Origin of the sequence: Streptomyces sp. NPDC000229, from assembly GCF_040300825.1 — a bacterium.
Lineage (GTDB): Bacteria > Actinomycetota > Actinomycetes > Streptomycetales > Streptomycetaceae > Streptomyces.
This window is the reverse complement of sequence record NZ_JBEPEL010000034.1, coordinates 1-17,063: the sequence shown is the minus strand read 5'-3', so window position 1 is coordinate 17,063 and position 17,063 is coordinate 1. Positions and strand designations below refer to the sequence as shown.

The window sequence follows — 17,063 nt, the reverse complement described above, 5'->3', positions numbered from 1 at the left end:
CCTCAGTCGGTGGCGGGCGTGGTGACGGGCATGGTGGTGGACCTCTGGGCGCTGGGGAAGGTGAAGAGCGGGAGGACGGAGGGAATGGGGACGGTGGCCGTGGCGGTGACCTGGTCTCCGCCGCCCGGCGGAGCCTCGATGCTCGCGCCGTCGGCCAGCCAGGAGCTCATCGCGCCGTATCCGGCGGAAGAGCCGTCGCCGCCCTGCGACGCCACCCGCGCCGCCGCCCTCGACGCCGTACCCGCCTGCTGCACCGCGTACGCCACGAACCCGAGCTGGACGGCCGCCAGGGCGGCGATGAGCAGCACGGTGACCCAGCCGACGAACTCGACGGCCGACTGGCCGGCCTCGCCGCGGCGGTGCCTCCGCCACGCGTACGGCGACGTCATCGGTCGCCCTCCCTCGCCGCGGACGCCGTGCCCTCCACCGGTACGGGGATGTCGAAGCCGGGGAACAGCACGGGGACGTTCACCCGCACCGAGGCCGTGTACAGGTCGCCCTCCGTACCGCACGCCGGGGTCACCGTCCACGCCCCCGACACGCTCCCCTGCGCGGCCGCCGCACACGCCCCGGCCCCGCCCACGGTGCCCGCCCGGGCCGCCTCGTCGGCGGCGTTGCCCGCCAGCGACCAGGCGTAGCCGACGAGGGCGGCCTGCCAGAGCAGGACGATCACGCCGAGGACGACCGGGACCATCCCGGTGAACTCGACCGCGACCTGTCCCCGGTCACTTCCGTAACGGCGTCTCATGACCCACCCCGCCCCCTCCGGGCTATTTGCCGCGTGCCCGCCGGAGGCCCACCGAGCCCCGGTCGCCGCGGAACTTCCCCTGCCTGCTTTCCCCTTCCGGCACCTTCACGATCCCCAGCTCGCCCGCCAATGCCCACAGCGCCTGCTTGACGGAGGACTTGGCCTCCAGGTCCTGCATCCGGCCGGCGTCGACGACCGACTGGAGTTCCTTGAAGTTCGCGGGTACGGAGGTCCTCGCGACGCGCGTGCCGGTGATCTTCTCGACGAGCTGCGGCTGGATCTCCGTGTTCCTGATGTGCCGGTTGACGACCGTCACCGTCTCCTCCGCCTTGCGGATCTGGAGCCGGTCCCAGAGCCGGACCACGCGTTTGGCGGCGCGGACGGCCACCACGTCGGGCGTGACGACCAGCAGCGTGGTGTCGGCCATCTCGACGGCGGCGGCATTGGCGCTGTCGAGGTGCGTGCCGCAGTCGATGACGACGACCTCGTAGCGGTTGCGCAGCGCGCTGACGATCTGGCGGACCGACCGGTCGGTGACGTCCTCGCCCCGCTCCCCCTCCCCGGGGGCCAGCAGCAGGCCGATGCCGGACTGGTGGGTGTACAGGGCGTCCTGGAGCACCCGCGGCGATATGTCCTGGATGGCGGCGAGGTCCACGATGGACCGCCGGAACTGCACGTCCAGGTAGGACGCGACGTCCCCGGACTGGAGGTCCAGGTCCGCCAGCGCGACGCTCAGGCCGGACGCCCGGGCGGCGAGGGCGAGCTGCACCGCGGTGACGGTGGTGCCGACCCCGCCCTTGGCGCCGCTCACGGTGACCACCCGGCCGCCCGGCCCGGTGAAGACGTCGCCGCCCTGTCCGAGGTGGCGCCGTACGCCCACGGACCAGGCGGCCGCGGACTGGACGCGCTGGGCGAGCTCCTCGTACGACAGGGGCATGCCGACCAGGCCGCGGGCGCCGGAGTCCATGGCCGCCGAGTAGAGGCCGGGGCCCGCTTCGGCGGTGACGAGGACGACGCCGACGGCCGGGAAGCGGAGGGCGACCTCCCGGATGAGTTCGAGTGCCGGGACGGGCCCGATCCCGCCGTGGACCAGCACCACCTCGGGCAGTTCTTCCAGGGACTCGGCGGCGAGCCGGGCCAGGGTGTCGATCAGCGAGGTCGAGTCGGCGACCGGGCCGGCCGGTTCGGCGTCGGGGAGCTGGCTGAGGAGGGTGGTGATGGATCGGGCGGCGTCGGCGTCACCGACGACCGGGAGGATGCGTGTGGTCATCCGGCCCTCACTTGTTCTTGTCTTCGTCGAGCGTGTAGCTGCCCTCGCCGGGCCGGAGGACGGTGGGGCTGTTCCTGGGCAGCAGCGCGAGCCGTACGTGCTCGGCGAAGGACTCCGCGTACGCCACGCGCTGGGCGTCGGTGGTGGAGAGGGCGAAGGTGATCGGTACGGCTTCGCGGATGCCGATGCCCCGGTTGTCGTCCCGCTTGCCGTCGAGCGGGGTGAGCTTGCCGACGTCGAGGACGCGGGCGTTGGCGACGATGATGCGGGACTCGGCGACGGCGCCCTTTTCGCGGTTGTCGTCGTCGAAGGTGGCGAAGATGTTCACCAGCGAGCCGGCCGTGATCTTTCCGGCGACGCCGGTGGCGGCGTCGATCATGATGGCGATCTCCTGCTGGCCGCTTTCCAGCGCGGGCCGTCTGGCGATCATGTCCTCCTGGAGCAGTGAGCCCTTCTTGAGGTCGGTGACGGCGATTTTGTCCTTGACCACGGAGAGGTCGGTGACGGCGTTTCCGGATAGCCAGCGCTCGGGCATCTTTATCTTCTGGAACTGGCCGGGCTGAAGTGCCGTGTAGGCCGCCACGTCGGCTTTCAGTTCGTACGCGTCGACTTCCGGACCGACCTTCGAATTCACGTCGCTGATCACCGTGACCACGCCGGCGAACGCGCCGAAGGCGCACAGGATCGAGAGGACCAGGAGAATGACACCGCGGCGCTGACGTGAATTCATGGGCGGGGCAACCTCGTGAGGAGACGTAGGCGTGGTGGACGTGGGCACGAAGGCGGCCGGGGACGCGGCGGGGGCCTCATGCCGTTTCCTGGCTGGGCTCGGGCGGCACGAGCGGGGCCGAGCAGAATCCGCAGCGGTCTCCTATGAGGTCGATTCCGCACCAGGAACAGACCTCCCGCCGCACCGATGCGACGAGTTGGTAGAGGACCGAGATGTCGGGGAGAAAGGCGGCGAATTCGATCAGCTTCGCGGTTCCCCACCATTTCGGGGATTCGGCCGGCAGCGGGCTCTCCACGACACCCTGGACCCGCCAGGCGGGCGCCAGGGATTCGGTGACCCAGTCGGACGCCAGCCGGCCCCGCGCCAGCATCAGCTGCGTACCGAACTCGGGCCCGGCGAGCTGCTCGCCGGTGCCGACCTTGATCAGCTGCGGTGCGGGGTTGGCGAGGACGCCGAACTGGGAGCCGGGGACCCACGACTTGGCGTGGGACTTCAGGCTCACGGGGACGCGGTCGAGCCGGGTGACCGTGTTGAGCAGCGCTCCCGCGTAGATGTAGTGGGCCAGCAGCCGGGCGGCGGAGGCGAGGACGCCCGCGCCGAAGTCGCAGGCGGACAACTGGCGGAGCTGGCGCACGAGCACGGCGACGCCCAGCGGGGGGAGGTCCAGCTTCAGCAGGGCGATGCGGTCGCTCTCCAGGACCGACCGGACGGTGTGCAGGCGGCGTTCGTGGGGTGCGGGGAGGGACGCGGGGTAGAGGGCGACGACGTAGCCGTGCTGTTCGACCATGACCTGCATGTCCGCGACGGCGGCGTCCAGCGGCTGCACACCGGGCGGCTGCAGCAGGGCCGCCGTGGGGGTCTGGTGGTCGGTCGGCGGTAGCACCAGATCGGCGCTGGTCACGGCAATTGCGGTCGGCACGCTGTTCCCCGTTCAGCTCCGGCCACCGGGATTCCGGCGAACCGCAGACACCTGCTCTGCCTGCTCCTCCACGCTCACTCCTGCCCACCCGCACTTTAGCCACGTCTCAGGGGGCAGAGAACAGCTTTCAGATCGCTCGGTCGCAATGCGTGGATGACGTTCGGGTGACCAATCAGGACGAAGGCGTCAGTGGTTAACTCCTGTTTCTTTACAGAGGTCTTGACAAGTCGATTGGTCTGGACCAACTTTACGGAAACGGCGGTGGCCACCGTTCCCCAGCACCTCCCCGACTCCCCCACCGGAGGCAGCACGTGGACCCCTCACACCGCACGCGCAGACGCGCCCGTCACGGCCGATGGCTCGGAGGAGGCCTGGCGCTGGCCGTGGGCGCCGGGCTCGCCCTCACCGGTGCGGCGACCGGCACCGCCCACGCCGCCGACGTCAACGTCGCCAGGAACGCCGGCTTCGAGTCCGGCCTCGCCAACTGGACCTGCTCGGCGGGCAGCGGCACCACCGTCTCCTCGCCCGTGCACGGTGGGGCCGCCGCGCTGAAGGCCACGCCCGGCGGCCAGGACAACGCCCGGTGCTCCCAGACCGTGGCGGTCAGGCCCAACTCCACGTACACGCTGAGCGCCTGGGTGCAGGGCGGGTACGCCTACCTCGGCGCGAGCGGCACCGGGACGACGGACGTGTCGACGTGGACGCCGGACTCGGCCGGCTGGAAACAGCTGACCACCCGCTTCACCACGGGCGCGAACACCACGTCCGTGACGGTCTACACGCACGGCTGGTACGGGCAGGCCGCCTACTACGCGGACGACATCTCGGTCTTCGGCCCCGACGGGGGCGGGGGCGGCGACCCCGACCCGGTGGTGCCCGCCACGCCCGCCGGGCTCACGGCCGGTGCGGTGACCTCGTCGTCCGTCACCCTGAGCTGGACCCCCGTCTCCGGCGCGACCGGCTACCACGTCTACCGGGACGGCACCAGGGTCCAGGCGGTGACCGGGGTGTCGGCGACCGTGACCGGGCTGGCCGCGAACACCTCGTACAGCTTCCAGGTCAGCGCGACGAACACGGCCGGTGAGTCGGCGAAGTCCACGGCGGTGACCGCCAGGACCTCGACCACCGGGCCGAACCCCAACCCCGCGGTGCCGCGTCACGCGGTGACCGGCTACTGGCAGAACTTCGACAACGGCGCCACCGTGCAGAAGCTGCGGGACGTTCCGGCGCAGTACGACATCATCGCCGTCTCGTTCGCCGACTCGACCGCCACGCCCGGTCGGATCGTCTTCAACCTCGACCCGGCCGTCGGTTACGCCTCGGTCGCCGACTTCAAGGCAGACATCGCGGCCAAGAAGGCCGCCGGCAAGTCGGTGATCATCTCCGTGGGCGGCGAGAAGGGCAACGTCACCATCAACAGCGACGCGTCGGCGACGGCCTTCGCCGACAGCGCGTACGCCCTGATGCAGGAGTACGGCTTCAGCGGCGTCGACATCGACCTGGAGCACGGCATCAACTCCACCTACCTGACGAAGGCGCTGCGCCGGCTGTCGGCGAAGGCCGGGCCGTCGATGATGCTGACCATGGCCCCGCAGACCATCGACATGCAGAACCCCGGGACGGAGTACTTCAAGACGGCCCTGGCCGTGAAGGACATCCTCACGGTGGTCAACATGCAGTACTACAACAGCGGTTCGATGCTGGGCTGCGACGGCAAGGTGTACGCGCAGGGGTCGGTGGACTTCCTCACCGCCCTGGCCTGCATCCAGCTGGAGGGCGGCCTGGACGCCTCCCAGGTGGGCCTGGGCGTCCCCGCCTCACCGCGTGGCGCGGGCAGCGGCTACGTCGACCCGTCGGTCGTGAAGAACGCGCTGGACTGCCTGACACGCGGCACCGGCTGCGGCTCCTTCAAGCCGTCGAAGACCTACCCGGCGCTGCGCGGGGCGATGACCTGGTCCACGAACTGGGACGCGACGGCCGGCAACGCCTGGTCGAACGCGGTGGGACCGCACGTCCACAACCTGCCGTAGGAGTCACGCCCGGTTCGCCAGGTAGTGGTGCAGTACGGGGCCCAGTTCCGCCAGCCACTGGTGGAGCTGGGCCTTGCGGCGCGCGTCGACGCGGCACTCGTACAGCATGCCGCTGGGGTGGGCGACGGCCACCATGAGGACGGCCCCGCCGTGCGGGGAGGCGGCGTGGTGCACCGTGGCGATGGCGGCCCAGGGGAAGTCCATGGTGTGGCCGTTGATCTCCAGGGACACCCCGGACGGGTCCACGATCACGGAGTTGCGCCGGTCGTGCGCCACGAACTCCGGCCCGTCGACGGGCGGCGGCGGCGTTCCGTAGGGAGCCGCGTGAGGAGCCCCGTGAGGAGTTCCGTAGGGGGCGTTGTACGGGGCGGGGGCGGGGGCCTGGTACGGGGCCGGGCCGCCGTACGGCGCCTGCGGCGGCGCGCCGTACGGCGGCTGGATCGGTATCGGCGGGCCGAACCCGGGAGGCGTCGTCATGTCTCCCAGTATGGCCAGCCCGCCCGGTCCGCCTTACCAGGGCAGCTCGCGCACCTGCTGCACGCACAGCACCAGGAACAGCACTCCCGCCGCGCCCAGAACGCCGTTGCTCAGCCAGCCGTTGCGCCATTCACTCGGGGTCCGGGAGGAGTTGAGGAGCCAGACCAGGGTGAGGGCGAGGAACGGCATGAAGAAGGCGCCGATCACGCCGTAGACGATGACCAGGCCGAACGGCTGGTCCAGGAAGAGCAGGGACATCGGCGGGAACGTCAGCCACAGCAGGTACGCGCGGAAGGGCAGCGACTTCTCGCGGGAGCCGGCCGCCACCTCTTCCCCGGTGGTCGCGACGCGCTTGCGGAAGTGGGTGACGAAGTCGGCGAACATCAGGCTCACGCCGTGCCAGACGCCGATGAGGGAGGTGATGGAGGTGGCGAAGAAGCCGATGAGGAACAGCTTGGCGGTGACCGTGCCGTACTGGTCCTCCAGGACGCCGCCGAGGTCCAGGAGCCCCTTGTCGCCCTTGGCGAGCGCGACACCGGAGGAGTGGAGCAGTTCTGCGCCGACGAAGAGCATGGCGACGACGAAGATGCCGGTGGTGATGTAGGCGACGCGGTTGTCGAGGCGCATCACCTTCATCCAGGAGGTGTCCGTCCAGCCCTTGGCGTTGACCCAGTAGCCGTACGCGGCCAGCGTGATCGTGCCGCCGACGCCGCCGATCAGGCCGAGGGTGTAGATCAGCGAACCGTCCGGGAGGACGGGCGCGAGGCCGGCGAACGCTTCACCGAGGTGCGGGGTGACGCGGATGGCGAGGTAGACGGTGACGACGAACATGACGCCGACGAGGATCGTCATGACCTTCTCGAAGACGGCGTACCGGTTGAACCAGACGAAGACCAGTCCGCCCGCACCGCACAGGACGGCCCACCACTTGAGGTCCATGACGCCCGGGAAGAGCGCCTGGAGGGGCAGGGCGCTGGAGGACATGGCGGCCGCGCCGTAGACGAAGCCCCAGATGGCCACGTACACCGCGAAGTAGACGGTCGTCCACCGGCCGAGGCTGCGCCAGCCGTCGAAGAGGGTGCGGCCGGTGGCCAGGTGCCAGCGGCCGGCGGCCTCGGCGAGCGAGATCTTGATGAGGCAGCCGATGACGGCGGCCCACAGGAGCGTGTAACCGAACTTGCTGCCCGCGATGAGCGTGGCGACGAGGTCTCCGGCTCCGACACCGGTCGCGGCCACCACGATCCCGGGCCCGATGTAGCGCCAGCTCGCCTTGCGGAGCCGGGGCCCCGTCCCCTCGGTGCCGCTCTGCTGCGCGGTCTCTGCCATGCGTTGTGCCGCCTTTCGTTCACCCGACGTCACGTCACCAAAGCGCGGGGCGTGGTGATCGCGCAAGGGGTGCGCACCGGCGGCCGTGACCGGAGGCCTACTTGACGCGCTCATGCCATCGCCGGACGATGCGTCGCACGGGGCAACCCACTCCGTACCCCCACCGCAGGAGACGACATGCGCATGCGCATACGCGGCAGAAGGTCCGCCACCCTCACGGCCCTCCTGGCGCTCGCCGTCGCGGCGCCGCTCACCGCCACCGCGACCGCACCACCCACGGACATACCCGCCGCCTCCGCCGCCACCGCGGAGGAGGTCATCCGGCAGTACGAGATCCACGGCCCGTCCACCCCGGCCGAACGCACCGCCCTCGCCGCCACCGGCGTCTCGATCGACGAGGCCGACTCCCACGCGGTCGTCGTCAGCGCCAACGCCGAGCAGGCGCGCACGCTGCGCGCCCTGGGCCACAAGCTGGAGGCGCTGCCCGCCCCGCCCGACCGGACCGGCGGCAAGGCGGTCGGCGCCATGGACTTCCCCTCCGCCGACGCCCGCTACCACAACTACGCCGAGATGAACGCGGAGATCGGCCAGCGGCTCCAGCAGTACCCGGGCATCATGAGCCGCCGCGTCATCGGCAAGTCGTACCAGGGCCGCGACATCGTCGCCATCAAGATCAGCGACAACGTCGCCACGGACGAGAACGAGCCCGAGGTCCTCTTCACCCACCACCAGCACGCCCGCGAGCACCTCACCGTCGAGATGGCGCTGTACCTGCTGCGCGAGTTCGGCGCGGGGTACGGGAAGGACTCCCGCATCACCAACGCCGTCAACAACCGCGAGATCTGGATCGTGCCGGACCTCAACCCGGACGGCGGCGAGTACGACATCGCCTCCGGCTCCTACCGCAGCTGGCGCAAGAACCGGCAGCCCAACTCCGGCTCGTCGTACATCGGCACGGACATGAACCGCAACTGGAACTTCAAGTGGGGCTGCTGCGGCGGCTCCTCCGGCTCCCCGAGCTCCGACACCTACCGGGGCAGCGCCCCCGAGTCCGCCCCCGAGGTGAAGGTCGTCGCCGACTTCGTCCGCTCCCGGGTGGTCGGCGGCAAGCAGCAGATCAAGGCGGGCGTCGACTTCCACACGTACAGCGAACTCATCCTGTGGCCCTACGGCTACACCTACAACGACACCGCCCCCGGCCTCACCCAGGACGACCGTGACGCCTTCGCCACGGTCGGCCGCAAGATGGCCGCGAGCAACGGCTACACGCCCGAGCAGTCGAGCGACCTGTACATCACGGACGGGTCCATCGACGACTACCTGTGGGGCGCGCACAAGATCTTCGGCTACACCTTCGAGATGTACCCGCGTTCCGCCTCGGGCGGCGGCTTCTACCCGCCGGACGAGGTCATCGAGCGCGAGACGAGCCGCAACCGCGACGCGGTCCTTCAACTGATCGAGAACGCCGACTGCATGTACCGGTCCATCGGCAAGGAGCAGCAGTACTGCGCCTAGTGCGCACGACCCGGCGCGGTGCGGCTCTGGGGCCGTACCGCGCCGGAGTACCCGCCCCGCCGGCGGGCTCGGCAGCGCCGCCGGGCGCGCTGCGGGGTGGGCATGCCGTGCCGTGCCGCGGGGGCCGGTGCGGGGGGATCAGTCCAGGACCGCCATGGCGTCGATCTCGATGAGCAGGCCGGCGGGGAGACCGACGTAGACCGTCGTACGGGCGGCGGGGGGCACGGTCAGATGCGCGAAGTACTCGTCGTAGATCTCGTTCATCTCGGCGAAGTGCGCCGTGTCCGTGAGGTAGACGCGCATCATCATCACGTCGTCCCAGCTCGCGCCACCCTCCTTCAGGACCGCCTCGACGTTGGCGAGGGTCTTGAGGGTCTGCTCGCGCAGCGTCGGGCCGGCCGGGGCCGGTGCCTGGCCCTCGACGGCGGGGAGGAAGCCGACCTGGCCGGCGACCTGGAGGATGTTGCCCTTGCGCACCCCGTGGGAGAAGCGGGCGGGCGGGGCGGTGTGGGTGGCGGGGGTGATCGCGGTCTTCTCGGTCATGCGGTCGCTTCCTTGGGTGAGGTGGTTCCTGAGTACTCGTGGCTGATGGCGTCGGCGGTGCGGCGTACCAGCGGGAGGAGGGTGAGGAGTTCGTCCGCGGTGACGACGACGTTCGGGGCGGACACCGACATGGCGGCGACGGCCCGCCCGTCCGCGCCGCGGATGGGAGCGGCGACGCAGTTGATGGACTCCTCGTGGCCGCCGAGGTCGGTGGCCCATCCCTTTTCGCGTACGGCCGCCAGCTCCTGGAGGAACGCGGCGGCGTTGGGGATCGAACGGGGCGTGTACATGGGGTAGTCGAGCTTGGCCGCCAGCGCGCGGCGCTCGGGCTCGGGCAGGTCGGCGAGCAGCAGCTTGGCCACGGCGGCGACGGTGATGGCGACGGGTTTGCCGATGCGCGAGTACATGCGGACCGGGTAGCGGCTGTCCACCTTGTCGATGTAGAGCACCTCGCCCTCCTCGTACACGGCGAGGTGCACGGTGTGCCCGGTCTCCTCGCCCAGCCGTACGAGGTGGGGGTGGGCGATCTCGCGGATGTCGAGGTTCTCGACGGCTTCCTGCGCGAGGGCGAACAGCCGGGCGCCGAGGCGGTAGCGCTGGTCCTCCTGGCGGTAGACCAGGCCGTGTTCGTGGAGGGTGCGCAGCAGCCGCAGGGCGGTCGATTTGTGTACGCCGAGGGTGCCGGCGACCTGCCCGAGGTCGGCGGGGCCCTGCGCGAGCAGCGGCAGGATGCTGAGCGCGCGGTCGACGGTCTGGCTCATGGCGTACGTACCTCCCGGTCTTCCCCGGTCCGCGTCCAGCCGGGGCCGAGGTGCAGTCTCCCCCAGGCGTCCTCGTCCAGGTCGGCGAGGCGGTCGGCGTGTGCGGTGGCGGGCGGGGTGCCGAGGTCGCCGGGCACGGTGAGCGCGGCGGCGGCCATGAGGTGACCGTGGCGGAGGCGGTGGTGCACGGGCAGCCCGCGGAGGGTGGCGGACAGGAACCCGGCGGCGAAGGCGTCCCCGGCTCCGACGGGGGCGACGACGTCGACGCGGGGGGCCGGGACGAAGGTGACGGTGTCGCCGTCGCGGGGGGCCGCCCCGGGCCGCTCGGGACTCCGCCCCGCCGAGGGGGCGGCGGCCGCGGGGGCGGGCGCCGCAGGGGCGGGATGCGCGGCGGCCGAGGGGGCGGCCGTGGCGTGGCCGCTGCGCGGGGCCGGCGATGAAGCCGCGCAGCGGGCGTAGGCCGTCGCGCCCCGTCCGCCGTGCTTGACGACCAGCACCGCCGGCTCCGGAAGCGCGTCGCGGATCGCCGCCGCGTCCCGGAGGCCCCACGCCGCCTCCGCCTCGTCGTCGCCGACGAAGACGAGGTCGGCGCCGCGGGCGAGGTCCAGGAGGACGGAGGGGTCGGCGCCGCGCCACAGGCCCGGCCGGTGGTTGACGTCGAAGGAGACCAGGGGGCGGCCGGGGCGGCGGGCGGTGAGGGTGCGCGTCAGGGCCAGGCAGTCGGCGGAGAGCGCGGCGGTGATGCCCGACAGGTGGAGGATGCGGGCGGTGGCGAGGTCCTCGTACGGAACGGTTTCCGGGGACATCGCGGAGGCGGCGGACCCGGCCCGGTAGTAGACGACTTCATGGCCGTCGGTGGCCCGGTCGGTGGCCGTGCGGAAGTAGACACCGGTCGGGCGGCGCGCGTCACGGCGTACGGCGGTGGTGTCGACCCCGTACGCGGCGACGGCCTCCACCAGGTGGTCCCCGAAGCCGTCCGCGCCGACGCGGCTGACCCACCTCACCCGGTGGCCGGCGGCGGCCAGCGCGCAGGCGACGTTGGACTCGGCGCCTCCGATGGCGCGGGTGAAGGACGGCACGTCGGCGAGGCGGCCGGGACGGGAAGGCAGGAAGGTGACCATGGACTCGCCGAGACAGACGACGTCGTTAGCGGTCACTCTGGGGGCTCCTCACGGGGTCCTCGGGATCCATTGACCCGGCATCCGCCGGATGTTAGACACCACTGAGCGATATACGCAATGAGCGTTGCACACAATGCAACAGATGGGGAGGGGCTGCCATGGCCGCCGAGCACCTCAAGGCCGCGCACCTCAAGGACGAGCGCGTCGACCACCGGTTCAAGGGGCTGCCCGTCGACGCCGACGGACTGACCGTGGGTGAGCTGGCCGCCCAGCGCCGCAACCTCTTCACCGGCGGGTTCACCACCCCCGTCCTCGCCCTCTCCGCCGAGGCCCTGGAACACAACCTGGCGCTGCTGGAGACGTACGCCGAGCGGCACGGCCTCGCCTTCGCCCCGCACGGCAAGACCTCCATGGCACCGCAGTTGTTCGACCGGCAGGTCGAGTACGGTGCCTGGGGCATCACGGCGGCGGTGCCGCACCAGGCCCGCGTCTACCGGGCGTTCGGCATCCGGCGGATCTTCCTCGCCAACGAGCTGGTCGACCCCGCCGCCCTGCGCTGGGTGGCCGCCGAACTGGACCGGGACCCGGACTTCCGCTTCGTCTGCTACGTCGACTCCGTACGCGGCGTCGAGCTGATGGACCAGTCCCTGCGCGGTTCCCGGCGCCCCGTCGACGTCGTCGTGGAGCTGGGCGCGGGCGACGGCGCGCGCACCGGGGCGCGTACGGACGCGGACTGCGCCGCCGTCGCCGACGCCGTCGCCGCCACGAGCACGCTGCGGCTGGTCGGCGTCGCCGGGTACGAGGGCGAGGTGCCGGGCGCGACGCCCGGGACCGTACGGGCCTGGCTGCACCGCCTCACGTCCCTCGCGGTCGAGTTCGACAAGGCGGGCCGCTTCCCGGACGGCCTGGACGAGATCGTGGTCAGCGCGGGCGGGAGCGCCTGGTTCGACACGGTCGCCGAGGTGTTCGCGGAACTCCCGCCGCTGTCCCGCCCGGTGCTGAAGCTGCTGCGCTCCGGGGCGTACGTGTCGCACGACGACGGCCAGTACCGCAACCTCACGCCCTTCAACCGGGTCCCGGAGGAGGGCGCCCTCCAGCCCGCGTTCCGCCTGTGGGCCCAGGTGGTGTCGCGCCCCACCCCGGAGCAGGCGTTCGTGAACGCGGGCAAGCGGGACGCCGCGTACGACCTCCACCTGCCCGAGGCGCAGGTCGTCCGCTCCGCGCGCGACGGGTCGGTGCGCCCGGCGGACGGGATCACGGTGACCAAGCTGTCCGACCAGCACGCCTGGCTGGACACGACGGCCGACGCCCGGCTGGAGGTGGGCGACTGGGTCGGCATGGGCCTGTCGCACCCGTGCACGGCGTTCGACAAGTGGCAGCTGATCCCGCTGGTCGAGGCGGACGGAACGGTCGTCGACCTCATCCGCACCTTCTTCTAGGAGCGGGCCGGCATGGACCTCGTCATACGGGACGCACGCGTCGTCGACGGCACAGGTGGCCCGTCGTACCGCGCCGACACCGGTATCAGCGGCGGGAGGATCACCGCGATCCGGCGGGAGGGCGACCGCTCGCTGGCCGCCTCCCGTGTCCTGGACGCGCACGGGCTGGTCCTGGCCCCCGGCTTCATCGACATGCACGCCCACAGCGACCTCGCGCTGCTCCGCGACCCGGACCACAGTGCCAAGGCCGCCCAGGGCGTCACGCTCGAAGTGCTGGGGCAGGACGGCCTGTCGTACGCGCCGGCCGACGACCGCACCCTGGACGAGGTCCGCCGGACCGTCACCGGCTGGAACGGCGACGGCTCCGGCATCGACTTCGACTGGCGGACCGTCGCCGGATACCTGGACCGCCTGGACCGGCAGGGCATCGCGGTCAACGCGGCGTACCTGGTCCCGCAGGGCACGGTCCGCGCGTACGCCATGGGATGGGAGGACCGCCCGCCGACCGGCGCCGAGCTGGACCGGATGAAGCAGCTCGTGGCGGAGGGCCTGGAGCAGGGCGCGGTCGGCATGTCGTCCGGTCTCACCTACACACCCGGGATGTACGCGCGGGGCGCCGAACTGACCGAGCTGTGCCGGGTCGTGGCGGCGTACGACGGCTACTACTGCCCGCACCACCGCAGTTACGGCGCGGGCGCGCTGGAGGCGTACGAGGAGATGGTCGCCCTCACGGGCGAGGCGGGCTGCGCGCTGCACCTGGCGCACGCCACCATGAACTTCGGTGTGAACAGGGGCAGGGCGCCCGAGCTGCTGGCGCTGCTCGACAGGGCGTTGGCGGACGGCGCCGACATCTCGCTCGACACCTATCCCTACACCCCCGGCTGCACGACACTGGTCGCGCTGCTGCCGAGCTGGGCGGGCGAGGGCGGTCCGGAGGCGGTCCTGGCCCGGCTGCGGGACAGCGCGACGGCCGAGCGGATACGCCACCACCTGGAGGTCACCGGCTCGGACGGCTGTCACGGCGTACCCGTCGAGTGGGACACCATCGAGATCTCGGGCGTCTCGGAACCGGCGCTGGCGGGCTTCACCGGCCGGCGCCTCGACGGCTGGACCACCGCCCGCCGCCTGCTGATGGAGGACCGCCTCGGCACGACGATCCTCCAGCACGTCGGCCACGAGGAGAACGTCCGGGCCATCATGCGCCACCGCGTCCACACGGGCGGCTCGGACGGCATCCTCCAGGGCACCAAGCCGCACCCGCGCGCGTACGGCACGTTCCCGCACTACCTGGGGCGGTACGCGCGTGAGCTGGGCGTCCTGTCGCTGGAGGAGACGGTCGCGCACCTCACCTCCCGCCCGGCCGCCCGCCTCCGCCTCCCCGACCGGGGCCTGGTCCGCGAGGGCCACCGCGCCGACCTGGTCCTCTTCGACCCGGACACGGTCGCCGCGGGCTCCACCTTCGACGCCCCCCGCACCCTCCCGACCGGCATCCCCCACGTCCTGATCGACGGCCGCTTCGTCATCGAGGACGGGCGGCGGACGGACGTCCTGGCGGGACGGGCGATCCGGCGTACGCCCGCGTCCTAGCGGGTGTCGGCCCGGTCCCGCACCGCCGCGCGCGGGCCGGGCACCCGGCCTGGTTCCGTGGCGGCGGCTCCGGCCCGGCGGACGAGCACCGTCCCGACGGCGCACGCGACGGCCGCCAGGGCGAAGCCGTACCACGGGGTGCGGCCGGAGGGCGCCGTTTCGTAGACGAGGGCGGCGGACAGCACCATCAGGGCGCGGCCGGCGCGGCCGTCCCAGGCCGTGGCGGCCACCACGGTGACGCCCCACAGCAGGTACCAGGGCTGGACCATCGGGGAGAGGGCCACCAGGGCGACGAGCGCCAGGCCCAGGGCATGGACCGGGTCGAGGCGGCCGCGCGCGGAGCGCCACGCCAGGTACGCGATGAACGCGAGCGCCGCCGCGAGGCCGAGGCGCTGGACGGCCGTTTTGACCGGGTCCGGGTCCGCGCCCAGCAGCAGGTGCAGTAGCTCTCCGAGGGCGAGGCCCAGGTCGCTCGTGGCCGACAGCGCCGTGTGGATCGTGCCGGCGACGCTCTGCGTGCGCAGCCAGCCGAACCCGGTGCCGGCGGCGAGCGTGGCGCCGACGGCCACCGCGCCGGCGATCGCCCCGGGCGCCAGCAGCCCCTTCGCCACGCGCCGCGGGAGCGGACCGGTCGCCGCCCTGCCGACGATCACGCCGATGAAGAGGAGCGCCACGGCCGCCGGGGACTTGACCATCATCGCCAGCCCGACGACCGCGCTTCCCAGGATCCAGCGGCCGCGGCGCGCGAGGACGACGCCCGCGAGCATGAGGGCGATCATCAGCCCGTCGTTGTGCATCCCGCCGACCACGTGCATGAGCAGGAGCGGGTTGAGCGCGCCGAGCCAGAGAGCACCGCTCTCGCCGCCGTCCCCGCGCTCCCGGCCCAGTCGGCGCAGCGCCCACACGATCAGGGCCATCGCCGCCAGGGCGATCAGCCGCATGCCGAGCACCGCGGGCACGATCGTCCCGCCGGTGGCCCAGGTCACCGCCTGTGCCGGCACCAGGAACACCGGCCCGTACGGGGCGGGCGTGTCCGTCCAGTTCCCGCCGACGCTCGCGGCGGCGTCCCCGCCGAGACCGTTCGGGTCCAGGACGGACGGCCCGGCGCCGTACACGTCGTGGCCCTCCAGGACCATCGCGCCCTGGGCGATGTAGCTGTACACGTCGGCGCTGTACAGGGGCGGCGCGAGGAGCAGCGGGGCCGCCCACCAGCCGAGCGTGGTCAGCGTCTCCCGCACGGACGCGCCGGCCCGTCCGTAGCACCACCAGGCGACCACGAGGAGGGTCAGCCCGGCGTACGCGAGGACGGCCGCCGCCACCGTGACCCCCGGCCCGTGGGGGACCCAGATCCCCCACGGGTCGCGGGCCGGCAGTGCCCCGGCGGCCCAGCCGCCCGCGGCTGCCGCGACCGACCCGGCCGCGCCCAGCCGGCGGTACCCGACAGCGCTCATTGCCCACATGACCCGCCAACCTATCGGGCGGGTCCGGCGCGCTCGGCTACGGCTTGGGCAGCGTGCAGCCCGGCCGCCCGAGGTCGATCTTGTTGCCGATGCCGACGCAGGCGACGATGCCGTACGTCTGCTGGCCGTAGTTGATGCCGGGGCGGACGGTCACGGTGCCGTTCTCGTCGACCTCGCACGGGTTGTTCATGGTGCAGCGCCCGCCGTCCTCGTTGCCGGTGTTGTTGACGGCGACGACCTTGCCGGTGGCGGTGTCGACGACGGGTGACCCGGAGGTGCCGCCGATGGTGTCGCAGGCGGCGGTGTAGCGGACCGAGTCCTTCATGGTCCAGCCGGCTTCCTTCAGGCGGTACGCGAAGCCGTCGACGGAGCAGCTGTAGATCCGCTTCCAGTAGCCGGAGACCACCTTGATGGCGGTGCCCTGGGCGGGGCGGGTCGCGTTCAGCTCCAGCGCCTTGATGTTGTGACGCGCCTGTATCTGGGCGTACGTGCTGGTCAGCTCGTACAGGGACACGTCGGTGTCGGTCATCGTCGCGTACGCGATCTTGGACGCGCGGAGCGTGGCGACCTTGGTGCCGGCGGAGTTGAGCAGGCTGAAGGTGCGGGTGGAGGGCTTGTCGACGACGACCGTGCCGGGGCCGGGCATCCCGCTCTCCAGGCAGTGCCCGTTCGACAGCACGAGCGCCGGGTCGTTCGGCTGGGAGCCGGGTACGCGGACGACGGAACCGGAGCAGTTGCTCAGCGCGACGGTGCCGGCGAAGTCGACGGCCTTGGTGGTGGGAGCCGGGGCCGGTGCCGGAGCCGCTGCGGCGCTTGTGGCGCCGGCTCCGAGGAGCGTGAGCGCGAGCAGCGCGCCGGCGAGAGGCTTACGCATGTGGGGGGTCCCCTCTGGGGCGGTGACTTTGTCATGCGCATTGTGAGGGGTGGGGCGGGGGTGGGAGGAGTGCGTTTTCGGCCGTGCAGCGGTGCGGCGCCTGCCGGTGGGTGGGGGGTGCGGCCCCTCCGGGCTCACCTCCTCGAGGCCGGCGGCCTTGGGTCTCGGCGGTAGGAAGCCCTTCCGACGCCGCCAACCTCTGCGGGGGCGACCCTGCACGGCCACACCCCGGTCGTACGCCGACTGCGGGCGCGTTTCTCTGA

General features: G+C 72.1%; 16 protein-coding genes. 4 read left to right on the top strand and 12 right to left on the bottom strand.

All coding sequences use genetic code 11. The features are described 5' to 3' along the window. Positions 1-2: 2 nt before the first annotated feature. From ABT360_RS18295 to ABT360_RS18275, 5 genes are all read right to left on the bottom strand, one after another. Positions 3-389: a TadE family protein gene (locus tag ABT360_RS18295; RefSeq protein ID WP_351816942.1), complete on the bottom strand. Its 387-nt coding sequence runs from the start codon at positions 387-389 to the stop codon at positions 3-5. After that, positions 386-748 (bottom strand): TadE family protein, encoded by a 363-nt coding sequence (locus ABT360_RS18290; RefSeq protein WP_351816939.1) that lies wholly within the window; start codon positions 746-748, stop codon positions 386-388. Before ABT360_RS18290 ends, ABT360_RS18295 begins: the two co-directional genes overlap by 4 nt. Positions 749-770: 22 nt before the next feature. Then, positions 771-2,018, bottom strand: coding sequence for an AAA family ATPase (locus ABT360_RS18285; RefSeq protein ID WP_351816936.1), 1,248 nt, complete (start codon positions 2,016-2,018; stop codon positions 771-773). A gap of 7 nt (positions 2,019-2,025) precedes the next feature. Then, complete coding sequence (cpaB, locus tag ABT360_RS18280; protein ID WP_351816933.1) at positions 2,026-2,748, bottom strand: Flp pilus assembly protein CpaB; 723 nt, start codon at positions 2,746-2,748, stop codon at positions 2,026-2,028. A gap of 76 nt (positions 2,749-2,824) precedes the next feature. Next, positions 2,825-3,667, bottom strand: a complete 843-nt coding sequence (locus tag ABT360_RS18275) for a hypothetical protein (RefSeq protein WP_351816930.1) — start codon at positions 3,665-3,667, stop codon at positions 2,825-2,827. A 311-nt stretch (positions 3,668-3,978) separates the two neighbouring features. On the opposite strand from ABT360_RS18275, the gene ABT360_RS18270 reads away from it, so the two are divergent. After that, complete coding sequence (locus tag ABT360_RS18270; RefSeq protein ID WP_444852267.1) at positions 3,979-5,697, top strand: chitinase; 1,719 nt, start codon at positions 3,979-3,981, stop codon at positions 5,695-5,697. A 3-nt stretch (positions 5,698-5,700) separates the two neighbouring features. Here ABT360_RS18270 and ABT360_RS18265 read toward each other — a convergent pair whose 3' ends face one another. Further along, a complete protein-coding gene (locus tag ABT360_RS18265; protein ID WP_351816927.1) occupies positions 5,701-6,174 on the bottom strand; it encodes a hypothetical protein in 474 nt (157 codons plus the stop codon). Between the two features lie 33 nt (positions 6,175-6,207). After that, complete coding sequence (locus ABT360_RS18260; protein ID WP_351816924.1) at positions 6,208-7,500, bottom strand: Nramp family divalent metal transporter; 1,293 nt, start codon at positions 7,498-7,500, stop codon at positions 6,208-6,210. Positions 7,501-7,677: 177 nt separating this feature from the next. Between ABT360_RS18260 and ABT360_RS18255 the strand changes: the two genes are divergently transcribed. Then, positions 7,678-9,015 carry a M14 family metallopeptidase gene (locus tag ABT360_RS18255; protein WP_351816922.1) on the top strand — a complete coding sequence of 446 codons (1,338 nt, stop codon included), beginning with the start codon at positions 7,678-7,680 and terminating at the stop codon, positions 9,013-9,015. Between the two features lie 138 nt (positions 9,016-9,153). Here ABT360_RS18255 and ABT360_RS18250 read toward each other — a convergent pair whose 3' ends face one another. Genes ABT360_RS18250 through ABT360_RS18240 form a run of 3 tightly spaced genes read right to left on the bottom strand, consistent with a single transcriptional unit; the run spans position 9,154 to position 11,440 of the window. Next, the gene (locus ABT360_RS18250) at positions 9,154-9,558 is read right to left on the bottom strand and encodes a RidA family protein (protein WP_351816919.1); all 405 of its coding nucleotides are present in this window, start codon (positions 9,556-9,558) and stop codon (positions 9,154-9,156) included. Further along, the gene (locus ABT360_RS18245) at positions 9,555-10,319 is read right to left on the bottom strand and encodes an IclR family transcriptional regulator (protein WP_351816916.1); all 765 of its coding nucleotides are present in this window, start codon (positions 10,317-10,319) and stop codon (positions 9,555-9,557) included. The genes ABT360_RS18250 and ABT360_RS18245 overlap by 4 nt, the downstream gene beginning before the upstream one ends. Continuing rightward, positions 10,316-11,440 carry a sugar kinase gene (locus tag ABT360_RS18240; protein ID WP_444852268.1) on the bottom strand — a complete coding sequence of 375 codons (1,125 nt, stop codon included), beginning with the start codon at positions 11,438-11,440 and terminating at the stop codon, positions 10,316-10,318. The genes ABT360_RS18245 and ABT360_RS18240 overlap by 4 nt, the downstream gene beginning before the upstream one ends. 158 nt (positions 11,441-11,598) lie before the next feature. Between ABT360_RS18240 and ABT360_RS18235 the strand changes: the two genes are divergently transcribed. Both ABT360_RS18235 and ABT360_RS18230 read left to right on the top strand, forming a co-directional pair. Further along, entirely contained in the window at positions 11,599-12,879 is a 1,281-nt protein-coding gene (locus tag ABT360_RS18235) for an amino acid deaminase (RefSeq protein ID WP_351816910.1), read from the top strand. A 12-nt stretch (positions 12,880-12,891) separates the two neighbouring features. After that, positions 12,892-14,466 carry an N-acyl-D-amino-acid deacylase family protein gene (locus ABT360_RS18230; protein ID WP_351816907.1) on the top strand — a complete coding sequence of 525 codons (1,575 nt, stop codon included), beginning with the start codon at positions 12,892-12,894 and terminating at the stop codon, positions 14,464-14,466. Here ABT360_RS18230 and mptB read toward each other — a convergent pair. Beyond that, a complete protein-coding gene (gene mptB, locus ABT360_RS18225; RefSeq protein ID WP_351816904.1) occupies positions 14,463-15,926 on the bottom strand; it encodes a polyprenol phosphomannose-dependent alpha 1,6 mannosyltransferase MptB in 1,464 nt (487 codons plus the stop codon). The two genes, ABT360_RS18230 and mptB, sit on opposite strands and share 4 nt — an antisense overlap. A 37-nt stretch (positions 15,927-15,963) precedes the next feature. Continuing rightward, positions 15,964-16,800: a S1 family peptidase gene (locus tag ABT360_RS18220; RefSeq protein ID WP_351816901.1), complete on the bottom strand. Its 837-nt coding sequence runs from the start codon at positions 16,798-16,800 to the stop codon at positions 15,964-15,966. Positions 16,801-17,063: the final 263 nt, after the last annotated feature.